Annotated in this window: 17 protein-coding genes; 12 read left to right on the top strand and 5 right to left on the bottom strand. The window is 58.6% G+C overall.

The annotated features are described in order from the left end of the window. Positions 1 to 8 precede the first annotated feature (8 nt). Genes FW796_RS31555 through FW796_RS31545 form a run of 3 tightly spaced genes read left to right on the top strand, consistent with a single transcriptional unit; the run spans position 9 to position 2644 of the window. Positions 9 to 992, top strand: a complete 984-nt coding sequence (locus tag FW796_RS31555; protein WP_346636398.1) for a FecCD family ABC transporter permease — start codon at positions 9 to 11, stop codon at positions 990 to 992. Further along, positions 992 to 1759, top strand: coding sequence for a heme ABC transporter ATP-binding protein (locus FW796_RS31550; RefSeq protein ID WP_446440680.1), 768 nt, complete (start codon positions 992 to 994; stop codon positions 1757 to 1759). Before FW796_RS31555 ends, FW796_RS31550 begins: the two co-directional genes overlap by 1 nt. Positions 1760 to 1780: 21 nt before the next feature. Next, on the top strand, positions 1781 to 2644 hold the full coding sequence (locus FW796_RS31545; protein WP_446440679.1) for a ChaN family lipoprotein: 864 nt from the start codon (positions 1781 to 1783) through the stop codon (positions 2642 to 2644). A 227-nt stretch (positions 2645 to 2871) separates the two neighbouring features. On the opposite strand, the gene FW796_RS31540 is transcribed toward FW796_RS31545, so the two are convergent. From FW796_RS31540 to FW796_RS31525, 4 genes are all read right to left on the bottom strand, one after another. Continuing rightward, complete coding sequence (locus FW796_RS31540; RefSeq protein WP_404937682.1) at positions 2872 to 3678, bottom strand: Crp/Fnr family transcriptional regulator; 807 nt, start codon at positions 3676 to 3678, stop codon at positions 2872 to 2874. Positions 3679 to 3691: 13 nt separating this feature from the next. Then, a complete protein-coding gene (locus tag FW796_RS31535; protein WP_011063495.1) occupies positions 3692 to 3964 on the bottom strand; it encodes a TfoX/Sxy family protein in 273 nt (90 codons plus the stop codon). Positions 3965 to 4193: 229 nt separating this feature from the next. Next, complete coding sequence (locus FW796_RS31530; RefSeq protein ID WP_123725046.1) at positions 4194 to 4538, bottom strand: pentapeptide repeat-containing protein; 345 nt, start codon at positions 4536 to 4538, stop codon at positions 4194 to 4196. A 92-nt stretch (positions 4539 to 4630) separates the two neighbouring features. Beyond that, positions 4631 to 6187: a bifunctional aminoglycoside phosphotransferase/ATP-binding protein gene (locus tag FW796_RS31525; protein ID WP_446440678.1), complete on the bottom strand. Its 1557-nt coding sequence runs from the start codon at positions 6185 to 6187 to the stop codon at positions 4631 to 4633. 115 nt (positions 6188 to 6302) lie between these two features. On the opposite strand from FW796_RS31525, the gene mrcB reads away from it, so the two are divergent. From mrcB to msrQ, 9 genes are all read left to right on the top strand, one after another. Continuing rightward, on the top strand, positions 6303 to 8624 hold the full coding sequence (gene mrcB, locus FW796_RS31520; protein ID WP_346636379.1) for a penicillin-binding protein 1B: 2322 nt from the start codon (positions 6303 to 6305) through the stop codon (positions 8622 to 8624). A 16-nt stretch (positions 8625 to 8640) separates the two neighbouring features. Then, entirely contained in the window at positions 8641 to 9372 is a 732-nt protein-coding gene (locus FW796_RS31515; protein WP_123725047.1) for a tetratricopeptide repeat protein, read from the top strand. Further along, positions 9372 to 9707, top strand: coding sequence for a YqcC family protein (locus FW796_RS31510; protein ID WP_446440677.1), 336 nt, complete (start codon positions 9372 to 9374; stop codon positions 9705 to 9707). The genes FW796_RS31515 and FW796_RS31510 overlap by 1 nt, the downstream gene beginning before the upstream one ends. A 570-nt stretch (positions 9708 to 10277) precedes the next feature. After that, positions 10278 to 12002, top strand: a complete 1725-nt coding sequence (locus FW796_RS31505) for an acetolactate synthase 3 large subunit (protein ID WP_123725053.1) — start codon at positions 10278 to 10280, stop codon at positions 12000 to 12002. Between the two features lie 2 nt (positions 12003 to 12004). Beyond that, the gene (gene ilvN, locus FW796_RS31500; RefSeq protein WP_123725049.1) at positions 12005 to 12496 is read left to right on the top strand and encodes an acetolactate synthase small subunit; all 492 of its coding nucleotides are present in this window, start codon (positions 12005 to 12007) and stop codon (positions 12494 to 12496) included. A gap of 45 nt (positions 12497 to 12541) precedes the next feature. Beyond that, complete coding sequence (gene ilvC / locus FW796_RS31495; RefSeq protein WP_007959661.1) at positions 12542 to 13558, top strand: ketol-acid reductoisomerase; 1017 nt, start codon at positions 12542 to 12544, stop codon at positions 13556 to 13558. Between the two features lie 147 nt (positions 13559 to 13705). After that, positions 13706 to 14563, top strand: coding sequence for a CDP-diacylglycerol--serine O-phosphatidyltransferase (pssA, locus tag FW796_RS31490; protein WP_047306129.1), 858 nt, complete (start codon positions 13706 to 13708; stop codon positions 14561 to 14563). Between the two features lie 63 nt (positions 14564 to 14626). Then, positions 14627 to 15640: a protein-methionine-sulfoxide reductase catalytic subunit MsrP gene (gene msrP, locus FW796_RS31485; RefSeq protein ID WP_346636376.1), complete on the top strand. Its 1014-nt coding sequence runs from the start codon at positions 14627 to 14629 to the stop codon at positions 15638 to 15640. Beyond that, complete coding sequence (gene msrQ, locus FW796_RS31480; RefSeq protein ID WP_446440676.1) at positions 15640 to 16260, top strand: protein-methionine-sulfoxide reductase heme-binding subunit MsrQ; 621 nt, start codon at positions 15640 to 15642, stop codon at positions 16258 to 16260. Before msrP ends, msrQ begins: the two co-directional genes overlap by 1 nt. 20 nt (positions 16261 to 16280) lie before the next feature. Here msrQ and FW796_RS31475 read toward each other — a convergent pair. Beyond that, positions 16281 to 16460, bottom strand: a 180-nt coding sequence (locus FW796_RS31475; protein ID WP_446440675.1) for a hypothetical protein, incomplete at its 5' end; no start/stop codon positions are given.

The raw sequence follows: 16460 nt of genomic DNA, 5'->3' as shown, positions 1-16460 counted from the left end.
CCCTGTGCATCCTGGCCATCTGGTTGTCACTGGCCCTGGGGCCGGTCAGTCTGCCTCTGTTCGATACCTTGCGCGCCGCCCTGCGGTTGCTTGGGGTGCCGATCGATGGACAGGGGCTGGAGCAGGCGGAGTTGATCCTCGGGCAGATCCGCCTGCCGCGGACCTTGCTTGGCCTTGCAGTGGGGGGCGTGTTGGCGCTGTCCGGCGTGGCCATGCAGGGACTGTTTCGCAATCCCCTGGCGGACCCGGGGCTGGTGGGGGTGTCCAGTGGGGCGGCGTTGGGAGCAGCGATCGCCATTGTCGGTGGCTCGATGTTCGGCGGTGTGCCGGAAGCTATTGGTCCTTATCTGCTCTCACTCTGTGCCTTTCTGGGTGGCCTGGGAGTGACAGCGCTGGTCTATCGACTTGGTCGGCGCAACGGCCAGACTCATGTGGCGACCATGTTGCTGGCGGGAATAGCCTTGACGGCCCTGGCCGGCTCGGCCGTGGGCTTGTTCACCTACCTGGCGGATGACGCCACCTTGCGAACCTTGACCTTCTGGAACCTGGGCAGCCTGAACGGTGCCAGTTACCAGCGGCTGTGGCCGCTGTTGCTGGTAACGGCGGCGGTGGCTCTTTGGCTGCCTCGTCGGGCCAAGGCCTTGAATGCGCTGCTGCTGGGCGAGTCCGAGGCCAAGCACCTGGGGGTCGATGTCGAAAGGCTCAAGCGTGAACTGGTGTTCTGTACGGCCCTGGGTGTGGGAGCCGCCGTGGCTGCAGCAGGGATGATAGGTTTTGTCGGGTTGGTCGTGCCTCATCTGGTGCGCCTGCTGTCGGGGCCGGATCATCGCACCTTGCTCCCGGCATCGATCCTGGCGGGGGCCAGCTTATTGCTGTTGGCTGATCTGGTGGCGCGTCTGGCGCTGGCACCAGCCGAATTGCCCATCGGTATCGTCACCGCCTTTATCGGCGCGCCATTCTTTCTGTACCTGTTGTTGCGAGGGCGCGCCTGATGCTGCGAGTCGAGAAACTGCATGTCCGCCGTGGTGGCAAAGATGTCCTGGCCGGTGTGGACCTGCAATTGTTGCCGGGCCAGGTATTGGGAGTGCTAGGTCCCAATGGTGCCGGCAAAAGCAGCCTGCTCGGAGCCATGAGTGGAGAGTTGGCGGCCCATCAGGGCCGAGTGTCGTTGGATGGGCAAGAGTTGGCGCAGTGGCAGGGTACATTGCGGGCGCAAAGGCTGGCGGTGTTGCCTCAGGCGTCTAGTCTGGATTTCGCTTTTCGGGTCGAGGAAGTGGTGGGGCTTGGGCGCTTGCCCCATCAGAGCGGTCGCGTGCGTGATGCGCAGATCGTTGGCGCTGCGCTGGAGGCGGTCGATGTGGCGCATCTGTGGGGGCGCAGCTACCTGGCGTTGTCGGGTGGGGAGCGGCAACGGGTGCATCTGGCGCGGGTTCTGGCGCAGTTATGGCCGGGGCAGAGTGGACACAACCTGTTGCTGGATGAGCCCACGTCTGCCCTCGATCCGTTGCACCAGCACGTCACCTTGCAGGCCATCCGGGAGTTTGCCGATCGCGGCGCGGCGGTACTGATTATCCTCCATGACCTGAATCTGGCGGCACGCTACTGTGATCGGCTGTTGCTGCTTGAAGGCGGACGCCCGCATTCATTGGGTACGCCGGCCGAAGTGCTGCGTCCCGAGCCGTTGCAAGCGGTGTTCGGCCTGGAGGTTCTGGTGCAGTTGCACCCTGAACGCGGGCATCCGTTGATCATTGCCCGTTGACCTGACACACGGAGAGACCTGATGCGTGCACTCCCGTTACTGCTGGCCCTGTTGCTGGCGGCCTGTCACAGCATGCCGGGAACGTTACCGCCGCCGGTGGCGCAGGGGCCTGGCAGCATTATTGATCTGCACAATGGTGAGGCGCTGAGCCCTGGCGAGCTGGTTGAACGCCTGGCACAGGCGCCCAGGCTGATTGTCGGCGAGCAGCATGACAACGCCGACCATCACGCTTTACAGCTCTGGCTCTTGCGCTCTATGGCCGCGGAGCGGCAACAGGGCAGTCTGTTGCTGGAAATGCTCAATCCGGATCAGCAGGCAAAAGTCGATGGGGTCAAGCGGTCCCTGGAGGGGCGGCGCTTGCCTGACGGCCTACCCGCTGCGCTGGCCTGGCAACCGGGTTGGGACTGGAGTCTCTACGGTCTGCTGGTGGGTTATGCGCTGAAGCAGCCCTATCCATTGTTGGCAGCCAATCTGGATACTCAGGACGTGCGCAGGATATATGCGCAGGCGCCTGTGCTGTCCGGGGCGCGGAGCAATGCGCGCCCGGTGACTCAGCTCTTGTCTGCGCAAATTCGCGAGTCCCACTGCGGTTTACTGCCCGAAAGTCAGGTGCCGTTCATGCTGGCGGTGCAGCAACAGCGGGATCGGCGCATGGCCGAACGGCTGCTGGCGGCACCGACTCCAGCCTTGCTGTTTGCTGGATCTTTTCATGGGCGCCGAGACCTTGGGGTGCCCTTGCACATGGCTGATCTGGATCAGGGGCAGGAAGTTGTGGTGCTGATTCTGGCAGAGCAGGGTAGTGAGGTTTCCCCGGCATCGGCCGATTACGTCTGGTATACGCCGCCCCAGCCACCCAAGGATTACTGTGCACAATTGAAACCTTGAATGGCTCACTTTTTCACAGGCAAAAAAAGACCCGGCAAGAGCCGGGTCAAATAACCGTGATTAGCCTGATGAGGAGATAATCTGAGAGTCCGAACCACTGGTCTTCCAGGTTATCGACTGATCTCGCGACCAGCTGTGATAATCATAACGATTCTCATTTCGAAGTCAACAAGGCTTTTTCAGTTTTCGCATATTTCGCTAAACGCTTGTTTGGATCCTCTGCTCGTTCAGCCCTGGCTCGGGCTGCTCAAGGCCATAAGACGGGTCACTTCCTTGTTCAGCAGGTCGATGCGCCGCGCCATGCTCTCGATCAGGCTATGGGCGATGCGCGGGTTGCTCTGGGTCAGGCTGAGGAACTGCTCCTTGGGAATCAGCATGATCGTGCTCGGCTCGCTGGCGATCACACTGGCGCTGCGCTTCTCTCCGGTGAAGACCGCCATGGCGCCAAAAATCTCGTCCTTGGGTACATCGCCAACCTTGTGGCCATCGACAAAGGCCTGGGCGTGCCCTTCGAGAATCACGAACACATGATCCGCCTCATCCCCCTGGGCAATCAGCACTTCGCCGGTATTCACCCGTTTGAAGCCGTTGCTGCTGCGTAATTCTGGAGGTTTCAAGCGAGCGACCGCATCAGAGAGCAGGGCGGTCTGGCCAATCAGGTATTGCAGCAACAGTTCCGAGCGCAGCTCGTCGGCGTAGATATGCCGGAATACGTCGGTCCGCAAATAGGGGGTCAATATCAGCGGTGTGTCGCAGCTCAACTGCCACTGCGGATGCTCGACACCCCGACGCAACCCCACCAGATCACCTTCATGCAGGTAAAAAAGTGGCCGCTCTTCAACACTGGCCTGGATCACGCCGCTGTCCAGCAGGAACAGTTGGTGACCGGGCAGTACGCTGGACAGGTCCGCCACCGCTTCAAGTTCCAGGGCAGAACCACTGGGTGAAAGCCCCGCCAGCAGTTGCGTCGGGATACTTTGCAGACGATTGATCAAGGCATCGGCGTAGGCCGGTTGCTCCCCCATCAGGTACATAAGGTTCTGCCAGTCAGTTTTTGTGACGAGAGGAAATGGCGTCCAGCTGTTTGTTCAACGCCTCTTTGCGTTCGGCGGGAAGGTCGTTCCAGTGCATGTCCATCAAGGCTCCTTCGATGGCATATAGCAGGACTTTAGAGGCGCGAAAGCCGCGGGTGCGCACCGCCCGATATGCGTCTACCGCGCCCAGGCGGCGCAAGTCCGAAGCACTATGGATGCCCACTGCATGCAGCCATTGTGCGGATGTCTTGCCAAGGTTCTTCAAATGTTGCAGTTCATCATTCATTAAGCCTCCTGGCGATGGCCGAATGGTGAGTGGGCAGCCTCAAAGGAGTGTAGCGCTCAGTAGCAAACGCGCTGTTCTTTGGTCGGGTTTGGCGCAAATGCTTCTAAGGCAGGGGCATAAAGGCGAGGCAGCCAGGTGCGCTCAGACCTCGTGGGGAAGGGGGGAAGACAGGCGGGGAAACCATAGTCCGGCGCGCAGCTGGGCGCCGAACAGAGCAGTGCAGGGGCTTTCAGCGGGTGTTGTAGCGCAGGCGGGTACCGAAGTTGACCGACATGAGAATCTCGTCGGCAGTCAGTTCCACCGGGAAGTAAGCGCCAGAGATTTGCGCATGGGCCAGGCTGGCGCCTTCCATGGAGGAGTTTCGCAAGTCCAGGCCGCGCAAGTCGGCGGAGCGGAAATAGGCGTCGGTGAAGTCGACCCCTTGGGCGTTCAATTCCCGCAGGTCGAGGCCGCGGAAGTCACCGCCACGCATGTCGATGGGTTGATCCTTTGGACGTTCGCGGTTGAACCCGACGATGTCGTCCTTATGCAGCAGGGCGTAAAGCGGAGTATCCAGAAGTTTCGGTTGGCTCATGGCGACGTCACCAGTGTTGGATTTATGACGCCAGTATAGTGCCACTATTTTTCAGCCGTGAAGTCTTTGCACTTCACGGCTGAAATTATTGCTTACAGGCCCGGGAGGCGCTGACGAATGTTGGCAACCAGGGCATCCAGGCTACCGCTTTCGTTGGTTTCGATACGCTTACTGCGTAGCAGCTCTTCGTCGGTCAAGGCTTCGCGCGTGGCTTGCTGCGTGGCGATCACTTCCAGAGTGGCATCGGAAGGATCGTTCTGATCGGCTTGACGTTGAGCCAGCCAGCTGGCGACCACCGCTTCAGGGGCGTTGCAGTCGATGATCAGGCAAGGGGTGCCAGTGGCTTCGGCCACCTTGGCCGCGGCATCCCGTTGGGCGCGCTTGAGGTAGGTAGCGTCGATCACCACCGGGAAACCAGCGCGCAGGATGGTTTCGGCGATTTCATGCAGGCGGGTGTAGGTGGCGCTGCTGGCGTCGCTGCTGTAGATGCCGGCGTGAGGGTCGTTCTGCACTTGTTGCTCGCCGAACAGACGCTTGCGTTCCACATCTGAGCGCAGGCGAACGGCACCCAGTGCTTCTACCAGACGCATGGCTACGCGGCTTTTGCCAACGGCCGAGATACCCGAGGTGATTGCCAGGAAGCGTGATGGAATGGTGCTGTAGCTTTCCGCCAGATTGGCGTAGTTGCGGTATTGGCGCAGCGTGGTGGCACGCTGCACCGGAGTGGCGTCGGCAGGCATGCTGAACAGGCTGACTTTGGCGCGTACCAGAGCACGGTAGGCTTTGTAGAAGTTCAGCAGTTCCAGGCCCTGATAGTCACCGGTCAGTTCCAGGTACTGGCTGATGAAGCGCCGCGCCAGGCTTTTCAGGCCGCGATCCTCCAGGTCCATGGCGAGGAAGCCGGTGTCGGCATAGACGTCGGTGAAACGGAACGGCTCGTTGAATTCGATGCAGTCGAAAATCACCACCTTGCCGTCGATAAGGGTGGCGTTGCCCAGGTGGATATCACCATGGCATTCACGGATGAATCCTTCGCTCTTGCGTTGGGCCAGCAGTGGCTTGAGGCGTTCGAAGCTAGCCTCGGCCCAGGCCTCCAGGGCTTCGAGTTGCTGCAGGTCGGTCTTATCGCTGAGGAACGGACGGATCTGTTCGAAATTCTGGCGTACTGGCGCCATTACGCTTTCCGGCGTACCGGCTTCATGGGCGGCCGGGACCTTGGGGGCGCTGAGGTGGAACTGGGCGATCTGCTTGGCCATCTCGTCGATGTGCGCGGTGGTCAGCTCGCTGTTGGCTTGCAAGGTACTGAGCAACTGGCTCTGGGGGAACTGGCGCATTTTCAGCGCGTATTCGATGACCGGGCCGCTGCCGCCCAGTTCTGGGGCTTCGGCGCTACCGGTGATCGGCAGGACTTCCAGGTACAGGTCCTGGGTCAGACGCTGGTTCAGGCGCAGCTCTTCACCGCAGAAATGCGCTCGGGCATCCAGGCTGGTGAAATCGAGGAAACCGAAGTTCACCGGCTTCTTCACTTTATAAGCAAAGGGGCCGGTGAGCAGTACCCAGGAGATGTGGGTTTCGATGACCTGAAACCCTTCTACGGGATGAGGATACAAAGCGGGGTTTTGCAGGGCGGCGATCAGTGACTGGCTCACAGGCGATCCTTCAGAGTCGGGAAAATCGAGGGCGTCATTATGGCCGCTGGGAGGGGTAACGCAAACCTCGGGTGGCGCATGTTGAGGATGAATAAAGTGCGTATAATCCGCCGCCATGACTCGTACCCGATCCCCTCGTTCCGCTAAAAAAACTCCCTCTGGTGGCCTGCGCCCCTGGCTGGGCTGGGCGCTCAAGCTCAGTCTGGTCGGCTTGGTGGTGCTCGCCGGCTTTGCGGTTTACCTCGATGCTGTGGTCCAGGAAAAATTCTCCGGCAAGCGCTGGACCATCCCGGCCAAGGTCTATGCCCGGCCGCTGGAGCTGTTCGTCGGACAAAAGCTCAGCAAGGATGACTTCCTGACGGAGCTCGATGCCCTGGGCTATCGTCGCGAAAGCGTCGCCAACGGCCCCGGCGCTGCAGCGGTCAGCGGTAACACTGTCGACTTGAATACCCGTGGTTTCCAGTTCTATGAGGGATTGGAGCAGGCGCAGCCGGTTCGCGTGCGTTTCTCCGGTGACTATGTGGCGGAGCTGTCCGGCAGCAAGGGCGCCAAGCTGGCGGTCGTGCGGCTGGAGCCGCTGCTGATCGGTGGCCTGTATCCGAAAAACCTGGAGGACCGGATCCTGATCAAGATCGATCAGGTTCCACCCTATCTGCTGGAAACTCTGGTGGCGGTGGAAGACCGTGACTTCTATTCGCACTTCGGGGTGTCGCCGAAGTCGATTGCCCGGGCGATCTGGGTCAACACTTCGTCGGGCCAGATGCGCCAGGGCGGCAGTACCCTGACCCAGCAGTTGGTGAAGAACTTCTTCCTGACCAATGAACGCAGCCTGTCGCGCAAACTCAATGAAGCGATGATGGCGCTGCTGCTGGAGCTGCATTACGACAAGCGCGAGATTCTCGAGGCTTACCTCAACGAGGTCTTTGTCGGCCAGGATGGCCAGCGAGCAGTGCACGGTTTCGGTTTGGCCAGCCAGTTTTTCTTCAGCCAGCCTCTGTCCGAACTCAAATTGCATCAGGTTGCGCTGCTGGTGGGGATGGTCAAAGGTCCTTCCTATTACAATCCGCGACGCTATCCGGAGCGTGCTCTGGAGCGGCGCAACCTGGTGCTCGATCTGCTTGAGCAGCAGGGCGTAGCCACTGCCGAGCAGGTTGAAGCCGCGAAGAAAATGCCGTTGGGCGTGACCAAGCGCGGTAGCCTGGCGGACAGCTCGTTCCCTGGTTTCCTCGATCTGGTGAAGCGCCAGTTGCGAGAAGACTATCGGGACGAAGACTTGACTGAAGAAGGGCTGCGAATCTTCACCAGTTTTGACCCTATCCTGCAGATGAAGGCAGAGGCTTCGGTCAACGATACCTTCAAGCGCCTGGCTGGACGCAAGGGTTCGGAAGACGTTGAGGCAGCCATGGTGGTGACCAATCCGGAAACCGGTGAAGTCCAAGCCATGATCGGCAGTCGTCAAGCCAGTTTCGCCGGCTTCAATCGGGCATTGGACGCGGTACGTCCGATCGGCTCGCTGATCAAGCCGGCGGTCTATCTGACGGCTCTGGAAAAGCCCAGCCAGTACACCCTGACCAGTTGGCTTTCCGATGAGGCCTTCTCGGTGAAGGGCGCTGACGGCCAGGTATGGAAGCCGCAGAACTACGACCGTCGCTCCCATGGCACCGTTTTCCTGTACCAGGGCCTGGCCCATTCCTACAACTTGTCCACCGCGCGGCTTGGCCTGGAAGTGGGCGTACCCAACGTCCTGAAGACCCTGGGGCGCCTGGGCGTTACCCGAGAGTTCCCTGCGTTTCCCTCGATGTTGCTGGGAGCCGGTGGCATGAGTCCGATCGAAGTGGCAACCATGTACCAGACCCTGGCCAATGGCGGTTTCAATACGCCAATGCGCGGGATTCGCAGTGTACTGACTGCCGAAGGCGAACCGCTCAAGCGTTATCCGTTCCAGATTCAGCAGCGATTCGATGCCGGGTCTATCTACCTGATCCAGAGTGCGATGCAGCGCGTGATGCGCGAAGGTACGGGTAGTTCGGTTTACAACGTACTGCCCAAGACCTTGGCGCTGGCGGGCAAGACCGGCACCAGTAACGACTCCCGTGATAGCTGGTTCGCCGGTTTCAGCCAGGACCTGCTGGCGGTGGTCTGGCTGGGTCGTGATGATAACGGCAAGACACCGTTTACCGGCGCCACGGGTGCCTTGCAGGTGTGGACCAGTTTCATGCGCAAGGCCGATCCGCTACCGCTGGATATGCCGCAGCCGGACAACGTGGTTCAGGCCTGGGTCGATTCGCGTACCGGGCAAGGCTCCGATGCCAACTGTCCGGGTGCTGTACAGATGCCGTATATTCGCGGCAGCGAACCGCCTCCCGGCGCCTCCTGCGGTGGTGAAACCCCGGCAGGTAGCGATGTGATGGATTGGGTCAAGGGCTGGATGAACTAAGCGATGAGGGTTTGACGTGAACAAGTGGTGGGTTCCAGCTATTACAGCTCTGGCTTTGCTCAACGGTTGCGCCAGTGTGCAACGCGGCTCCATTCCCGTCGTGGACTCCGGTACGGCCGTGTCCAACAGTGAGCGGATTTCCGCCTCCGGAGGCTTTCGCCAGACGACTATCAAGCGTCCGGCCCAGGCACAGGCTCAGGCGATTCCGGAAGATTCCGGGGTGGTGGTGATGGTTCCCGGTGGCGGGGCAACGGCCTCTGCGCCGATCAGCAGCTCTCCTATTACTCCAGGGCCTATTACCCCGGGGCCGGTGGACGGTTCGAATTATCAGTCGGCGCCGATCAACCAGGGCAACTACAACATGCCTTCGACTCCGAGTGGCATTCCGTCGGCTCGTACCGGTGGCTTGTCGGCTGATGAGCAACTTGACGGGCCGGTACTGGCGTTGCTGACGACTGCCCAGCAACAGCAATCCAGTGGCGACTTGAATGGTGCGTCCTCCAGTCTTGAGCGTGCCCAGCGTGTGGCGCCGCGCGAGCCGCAAGTGCTCTACCGTCTGGCCCAGGTGCGCATGGCCCAGGGTGATGCGCCGCAAGCCGAACAGTTTGCCCGTCGCGGTCTGAGCTTTGCCAATGGCCGTCCGGATCTTCAGGCGAGCTTGTGGGAGTTGATCGCCCAGGCGCGAGAGAAGCAGGGCGATGCTGCTGGTGCTGCCCAGGCTCGGCAGAAAGCTCGGGTTTCACTGTGATGGATATACGGTTTCCCAAGATCGCCGAGCAGTTGTTGCTGATCGAGCGCGAGTTGCGTGGGCAGGGCTTGTGGGGCGAGGTTGCCCCCAGTGCCGAGGCGCTTGCCAGCACCCAGCCCTTCGCGGTGGACACCTTGGAGTTCGAGCAGTGGCTGCAATGGATCTTCCTGCCGCGCATGAAGATGATCCTGGAGCAGGATCTGCCCTTGCCCAACGCTTCCGGTATCCAGGAAATGGCCGAGATGGTGTTTTCCACCCGACTCATGCAGGGCCGCGATCTTCAGCTGCGAGTTCTGCTCAAAGAGTTTGATCAGCTCATAGCGGCTACCCGCTGAATTCGATGCTGCCAGGTGTGCCTGGCAGCTCTTCTCCGGCGCACTGCGCGCTCCAGTCTGTTGATGCCTTAGTAGGCGTTTCCCTTTCTATATCTTCTCTTGCTGTGCTGCTCGGCACCCTGGGCGAGTGCCAGTCAATAGGTCAGTGGCGAAAGTCAAGGTTCGCATTTCTGAGTTGCTTGTCGAAGAATGCGCAATTGAAGCGCAGGCAGTTGTCGTTTTGAGGTTTTTTCTTGCGTTCTCATGCGCTTAGTTCGAATTAACTACATAGACGACTTGACTTGAAGAGGACGAAACAGAAGAATCCAAAGTCCGCTGTAGAGGGACTGCCAGAAGCAGACCCACTCAGCAGATCATGAGGCGCACATCCGCGCCGAAGTGCTACACCCGCAACGCGTTACCTCGCGCTGGGTGGGAAAACCCCGCAACACTTTGGGGCGCTCCCAATACTTGCTCAGTCAGTGCTGACGTAGTCGGCGACCACCGTCGCTCATGCTCTGCTGAGAAGTAAACCTATTAAGACCCGCTCCCTTTTGAGGGCGGTATTCTGGCGTTTTAGAGGTGAACAACGTGGAGCTTTTATCTGGCGGTGAGATGCTCGTCCGCTTCTTGCGTGACGAAGGCGTCAAATATATCTACGGGTACCCGGGTGGTGCTCTCCTTCATGTTTACGATGCCCTGTTCAAAGAACCGGAAGTGACCCACATCCTGGTTCGTCACGAACAAGCGGCGACCCATATGGCTGACGGCTATGCCCGTGCCACCGGCAAAGCCGGTGTGGTACTGGTGACTTCCGGGCCGGGCGCGACCAATGCCATTACCGGTATTGCCACCGCCTATATGGACTCGATTCCAATGGTGATCATTTCCGGTCAGGTGCCTAGCACCATGGTCGGTACCGACGCTTTCCAGGAAACCGACATGATCGGTATCTCCCGGCCGATCGTGAAGCACAGCTTCATGATCAAACACGCTTCGGAAATCCCGGAAGTCATGAAGAAGGCCTTCTACCTGGCGCAGTCCGGTCGTCCCGGTCCGGTAGTGGTCGATATTCCGAAAGACATGACCAACCCGGCTGAAAAGTTCGAATACGTTTTTCCCAAAAAAGCCAAGCTGCGCTCCTACAGCCCAGCTGTTCGTGGTCACTCCGGGCAAATTCGCAAGGCGGCAGAAATGCTCCTGGCGGCCAAGCGTCCTGTGCTTTATGCAGGCGGCGGCGTGATCCTTGGTGGTGGCTCCGCACCGCTCACCGAGCTGGCCAAGATGCTCAATCTGCCAGTGACCAATACCTTGATGGGCCTGGGTGCCTATCCGGGTACTGACCGACAGTTCGTCGGCATGCTCGGCATGCACGGCAGCTATACGGCCAACCTGACCATGCACCACGCTGACGTGATTCTGGCCGTTGGCGCGCGCTTCGATGACCGGGTTATCAACGGCGCACCGAAGTTCTGCCCTAACGCCAAGATCATCCATGTGGATATCGATCCGGCCTCCATCTCCAAGACCATCAAGGCCGATGTGCCCATCGTGGGTCCTGTGGAGAGCGTCCTGACCGAAATGGTCGCGGCCCTCAAGGAAATTGGCGAGACTCCGAACAAGGATACGGTCGCCAGCTGGTGGAAGCAGATCGATGAATGGCGTGGTGATCGCGGCCTGTTCCCTTACGACAAGGGCGACGGCAGCATCATCAAGCCACAGACCGTGATTGAAACCCTGTGCGAAGTGACCAAGGGCGATGCCTTTGTCACCTCCGACGTGGGGCAGCACCAGATGTTTGCGGCGCAGTATTACAAGTTCAACAAGCCCAATCGCTGGATCAACTCCGGTGGCCTGGGCACCATGGGCTTTGGTTTCCCGGCGGCCATGGGCGTCAAGTTGAGCTTTCCGGATAATGATGTCGCCTGCGTCACCGGCGAGGGCAGTATCCAGATGAATATCCAGGAGTTGTCCACCTGCCTGCAGTACGACTTGCCGGTCAAGATCATCAACCTGAACAACGGTGTACTGGGTATGGTGCGCCAATGGCAGGACATGAGTTACGGCAGCCGTCACTCGCACTCCTACATGGAATCGCTGCCTGACTTCGTCAAGCTGGTTGAGGCCTATGGGCACGTGGGCATGCGTATCACGGATCTGAAGGATCTGAAGCCGAAGATGGAAGAAGCGTTCGCCATGAAGGATCGCCTGGTATTCCTCGATATCCAGGTCGACACCAGCGAGCACGTCTATCCGATGCAGATCAAAGACGGCTCCATGCGCGATATGTGGCTGAGCAAGACGGAGCGTACTTAATCATGCGGCACATTATCTCCTTGCTTCTGGAAAACGAACCGGGCGCTCTGTCCCGTGTTGTAGGCCTGTTCTCGCAACGTAACTACAACATTGAAAGCCTGACCGTGGCGCCGACAGAAGACCCGACTCTGTCGCGTCTGACTCTGACCACAGTCGGCCATGATGAGATCATCGAGCAGATCACCAAGAACCTGAACAAGTTGATCGAGGTGGTGAAGCTGGTGGACCTGTCGGAAAGTGCTCACATCGAGCGCGAGCTGATGTTGGTCAAGGTCAAGGCTACCGGTGCCCAGCGCGCCGAGGTCAAGCGCACCACCGATATTTACCGTGGGCAGATCGTTGATGTCAGCGCTAGCGTGTATACCGTTCAACTGACCGGTACCAGCGACAAGCTCGACAGCTTCATTCAATCGATCGGTACCGCGTCGATTCTGGAAACCGTACGCAGTGGTGTCACCGGGATTGCCCGTGGCGACAAAGTACTGAGCATCTAACTCAAATTAGCGAATGGCCGGAACGGCCTGATATAGGGGAAATTCATGAAAGTTTTCTACGATAAAGACTGCGACCTGTCGATCATTCAGGGCAAGAAAGTTGCCATCATCGGTTACGGTTCCCAGGGCCACGCTCAAGCTTGCAACCTGAAAGACTCCGGTGTTGATGTGACTGTCGGCCTGCGTAAAGGCTCGGCCACTGTTGCCAAAGCTGAAGCTCACGGCCTGAAGGTAACCGATGTTGCCGCAGCCGTAGCCGGCGCCGATCTGGTCATGATCCTGACCCCGGACGAGTTCCAGTCCCAGCTGTACAAGAACGAAATCGAGCCGAACATCAAGAAGGGCGCCACCCTGGCCTTTTCCCACGGCTTCGCGATCCACTACAACCAGGTAGTTCCACGTGCCGACCTCGACGTGATCATGATCGCGCCGAAGGCTCCAGGCCACACCGTGCGTTCCGAGTTCGTCAAGGGCGGTGGTATCCCTGATCTGATCGCTATCTATCAGGACGCTTCCGGCAACGCCAAGAACGTCGCCTTGTCCTATGCAGCTGGTGTGGGCGGCGGCCGTACCGGCATCATCGAAACCACCTTCAAGGACGAGACTGAAACCGACCTGTTCGGCGAGCAGGCTGTTCTGTGTGGCGGTACCGTTGAGTTGGTCAAAGCCGGTTTCGAAACCTTGGTTGAAGCTGGCTACGCGCCGGAAATGGCCTACTTCGAATGCCTGCACGAACTGAAGTTGATCGTTGACCTCATGTACGAAGGCGGTATCGCCAACATGAACTACTCGATCTCCAACAACGCCGAATACGGCGAGTACGTGACCGGTCCAGAAGTCATCAACGCCGAATCCCGTCAGGCCATGCGCAACGCTCTGAAGCGCATCCAGGACGGCGAATACGCCAAGATGTTCATTAGCGAAGGTGCTACAGGCTACCCATCGATGACCGCCAAGCGTCGTAACAACGCCGCTCACGGTATCGAAATCATCGGTGAGCAACTGCGCTCGATGATGCCGTGGATCGGTGCCAACAAAATCGTCGACAAAGCCAAGAACTAAGTTCGAGTCTTGTCAGAGAAAACGCGGCCTAGGCCGCGTTTTTTCGTTTGGACGGGTAGGTTCTGGTATAAAGCTGGATCCTTTGTGGCCGAATCGCGGCCCTGGGGCACCTGTCGAAACTTTTCACACCGTTGCAAGGTAATGTCCATGAGCGAACGTCCCGAAGAGCCAAACCAGGCCTCTGACGCCGAAAGCCTGCTACCGATCGATGAGCATGTCGAAGAAGGGCATGACGCTGAAGGCCGTAAAGTCCGGCATCGTGGTATCTATCTTCTGCCGAATCTGTTCACCACTGCGAACCTGTTCGCGGGGTTCTATTCCATCATCAGTTCCATGAGTGCCCAGAGTGCACTGAGTGCCGGGGACACAGCGGGGGCGAGCAAGTACTTTGCCTTTGCCGCGATCGCGATTTTCGTGGCCATGGTGCTTGATGGTCTGGATGGGCGTGTTGCCCGTATGACCAACACCCAGAGTGCTTTCGGTGCCGAGTACGACTCGCTGTCCGATATGGTTGCCTTCGGTGTTGCTCCTGCATTGCTGGCTTTTGGCTGGGCCTTGGGTGACATGGGCAAGGTCGGTTGGATGGTCGCCTTCATCTATGTAGCGGGCGCGGCATTGCGTCTGGCGCGCTTCAACACTCAAGTGGGTACTGCCGACAAGCGTTACTTCATCGGTCTGGCGAGCCCGGCAGCTGCGGGTGTTGTGGCCGGGATTGTCTGGGCTTTCAGCGATTACGGCATTCAGGGATCGAAGATGTCGTTCCTGGTGGCGTTGATGGTCGCGGCGGCGGGCATGCTGATGGTTAGCAACATCAAGTACAACAGCTTCAAGGACTTGGATCTGAAGGGGCGGGTGCCTTTTGTAGCTATTCTGGCAGTGGTGCTGGTGTTCGCTGTGGTGTTCAGTGATCCGCCGCGTATTTTGCTGCTGGTGTTCCTGGCTTATGCGGCTTCAGGACCAATCCAGTACCTGCTGCACCTTCGTCGTCGCAAAAGCGTCGAGTGATGTAATTTCCTCCATACTCCGCAGTCTATTGGTGCATCAGTCCTCCAATACTGCGGAGTCGCCATGTTGTTCAAATTCCCCAAGTCCTCCGACTGCAAAGAGTCGGATGTCACGCCTGAGTCCTTCTATATCTCTCGACGTAGCCTGCTGGGCGGTGCGGTTGCCGGTCTTGCAGCGTCTGCCTTGCCACGTTGGGCTGGGGCCGATGAGACGGGGCGCTATGCCGATGTCGAGCCTGGTCGGGCGCCTGGCTGGTTTGTTGAAAAACTGCCAGCAACCCAATGGCAGGCAGTGACCGTCAAGGATGAGGCAATCACTCCCTTCAAGGATGCGACTCACTACAACAACTTCTACGAGTTCGGTACTGATAAGGGGGACCCAGCGGCCAATGCTGGTGTACTCAAGACTGAACCCTGGAGTGTGGTGGTGGATGGGGAGGTCGCCAAGCCGGGTCGTTATGCGCTGGAAGACTTCATGAAGCCTTATCAGTTGCAGGAGCGTATTTACCGGCTGCGATGTGTAGAAGCCTGGTCGATGGTGATTCCCTGGATGGGGTTTCCAATCTCTGAATTGCTCAAGCAGGTCGAGCCCACGAGTAAGGCTAGGTTCATTCGTTTTGAAACACTGCAGGACCCTAAAAGCATGCCGGGACAGCGTTCCGGCTTTGCGCTGATCGACTGGCCTTATGTAGAGGGGCTGCGGCTGGATGAGGCAATGAATCCCTTGGCGATTTTGGCGGTCGGCATGTATGGGCGTGAGCTCCCCAATCAGAATGGTGCGCCTCTGCGATTGGTGGTGCCTTGGAAGTATGGCTTCAAGAGTGTGAAGTCGATTGTGCGTATCAGCCTGGTCAGTGAGCAGCCGAAGACTACATGGCAGAGTATTGCGGCCAACGAGTATGGCTTCTACGCAAATGTGAACCCGACCGTTGACCATCCACGGTGGACACAGGCTCGGGAGCGTCGCCTGCCGAGTGGGCTGTTTAGCCCTAACGTACGAGAAACGCAGATGTTCAATGGCTACTCGGACGAGGTTGCTTCTTTATATAGCGGCATGGATCTTCGGAAGAACTACTGATGCGTTATTCGTTGTGGCGTGTCGGTGTCTTTATTGCTGCGGCTGTCTGGCCTCTGTATTGGCTGTATGAGGCCTGGGCTTCGGTATTGGGGCCAGACCCCGGCAAGGTTTTGGTTGATCGTCTGGGCTTGGGTACTCTGCTGTTGCTGTTGATCACCTTGAGCATGACACCGTTGCAGCGTCTTACCGGGTGGTCAGGCTGGATAGCAGTGCGCAGGCAGTTGGGGTTGTGGTGTTTTGCCTATGTCGTGTTGCACCTGTGTGCCTATGGCGTGTTCATTCTCGGTTTGGATTGGTCGCAGTTGGGGGTGGAGCTGCGCAAGCGGCCATATATCTTTGTCGGTAGTCTGGGCTTCGTCTTTCTATTGCTGTTGGCGGTCACGTCCAATCGTTACAGTCAGCGCCGGTTGGGCGCACGCTGGAAAAAGCTGCATCGGTTGGTGTACTTCATTCTCGGGCTTGGGTTGCTGCATATGCTGTGGATTGTCCGGGCTGATCTGAAGGAGTGGGCGGTGTATGCATCTATAGGTGCACTACTACTGTTGTTGCGTGTGCCGCCAGTCATGCGCCGGATTCCTCGGTTTTTTGCTAAAAAAGCATCTTCTGCAACAAAAACGTAATTAACCCTTGACGGCAGATTCTACAGGTCTATAATTCGCCCCACTTCCGGCGCAGTCGAAACGGAAAACTCCTTGAGATTCAACGAGTTACGCAGTTTTCGGTAGCGGTTACGCTTCAGTTCATCGAAGCCAGAAGCAGTTGGTAAGGCAGTGCGTTTTCGCCTTATTAACGATTCGATCCTCTCGGTCGAAAGCGGTTG

It is taken from the genome of Pseudomonas sp. 910_21, assembly GCF_052850735.1.
The sequence above is the reverse complement of the archived record's forward strand: the minus strand, read 5'-3'. Positions and strand labels throughout refer to the sequence as shown.

Bases quoted from the DNA above. Each gene is read 5' to 3' on its own strand.
- msrP (WP_346636376.1), top strand. From the start codon at position 14,627: ATGTTGTTCAAATTCCCCAAGTCCTCCGACTGCAAAGAGTCGGATGTC.
- FW796_RS31545 (WP_446440679.1), top strand. From the start codon at position 1,781: ATGCGTGCACTCCCGTTACTGCTGGCCCTGTTGCTGGCGGCCTGTCAC.
- ilvC (WP_007959661.1), top strand. From the start codon at position 12,542: ATGAAAGTTTTCTACGATAAAGACTGCGACCTGTCGATCATTCAGGGC.
- mrcB (WP_346636379.1), top strand. From the start codon at position 6,303: ATGACTCGTACCCGATCCCCTCGTTCCGCTAAAAAAACTCCCTCTGGT.
- pssA (WP_047306129.1), top strand. From the start codon at position 13,706: ATGAGCGAACGTCCCGAAGAGCCAAACCAGGCCTCTGACGCCGAAAGC.
- FW796_RS31535 (WP_011063495.1), bottom strand. From the start codon at position 3,964: ATGAATGATGAACTGCAACATTTGAAGAACCTTGGCAAGACATCCGCA.
- ilvN (WP_123725049.1), top strand. From the start codon at position 12,005: ATGCGGCACATTATCTCCTTGCTTCTGGAAAACGAACCGGGCGCTCTG.
- FW796_RS31530 (WP_123725046.1), bottom strand. From the start codon at position 4,538: ATGAGCCAACCGAAACTTCTGGATACTCCGCTTTACGCCCTGCTGCAT.
- FW796_RS31550 (WP_446440680.1), top strand. From the start codon at position 992: ATGCTGCGAGTCGAGAAACTGCATGTCCGCCGTGGTGGCAAAGATGTC.
- FW796_RS31540 (WP_404937682.1), bottom strand. From the start codon at position 3,678: ATGTACCTGATGGGGGAGCAACCGGCCTACGCCGATGCCTTGATCAAT.
- msrQ (WP_446440676.1), top strand. From the start codon at position 15,640: ATGCGTTATTCGTTGTGGCGTGTCGGTGTCTTTATTGCTGCGGCTGTC.
- FW796_RS31510 (WP_446440677.1), top strand. From the start codon at position 9,372: ATGGATATACGGTTTCCCAAGATCGCCGAGCAGTTGTTGCTGATCGAG.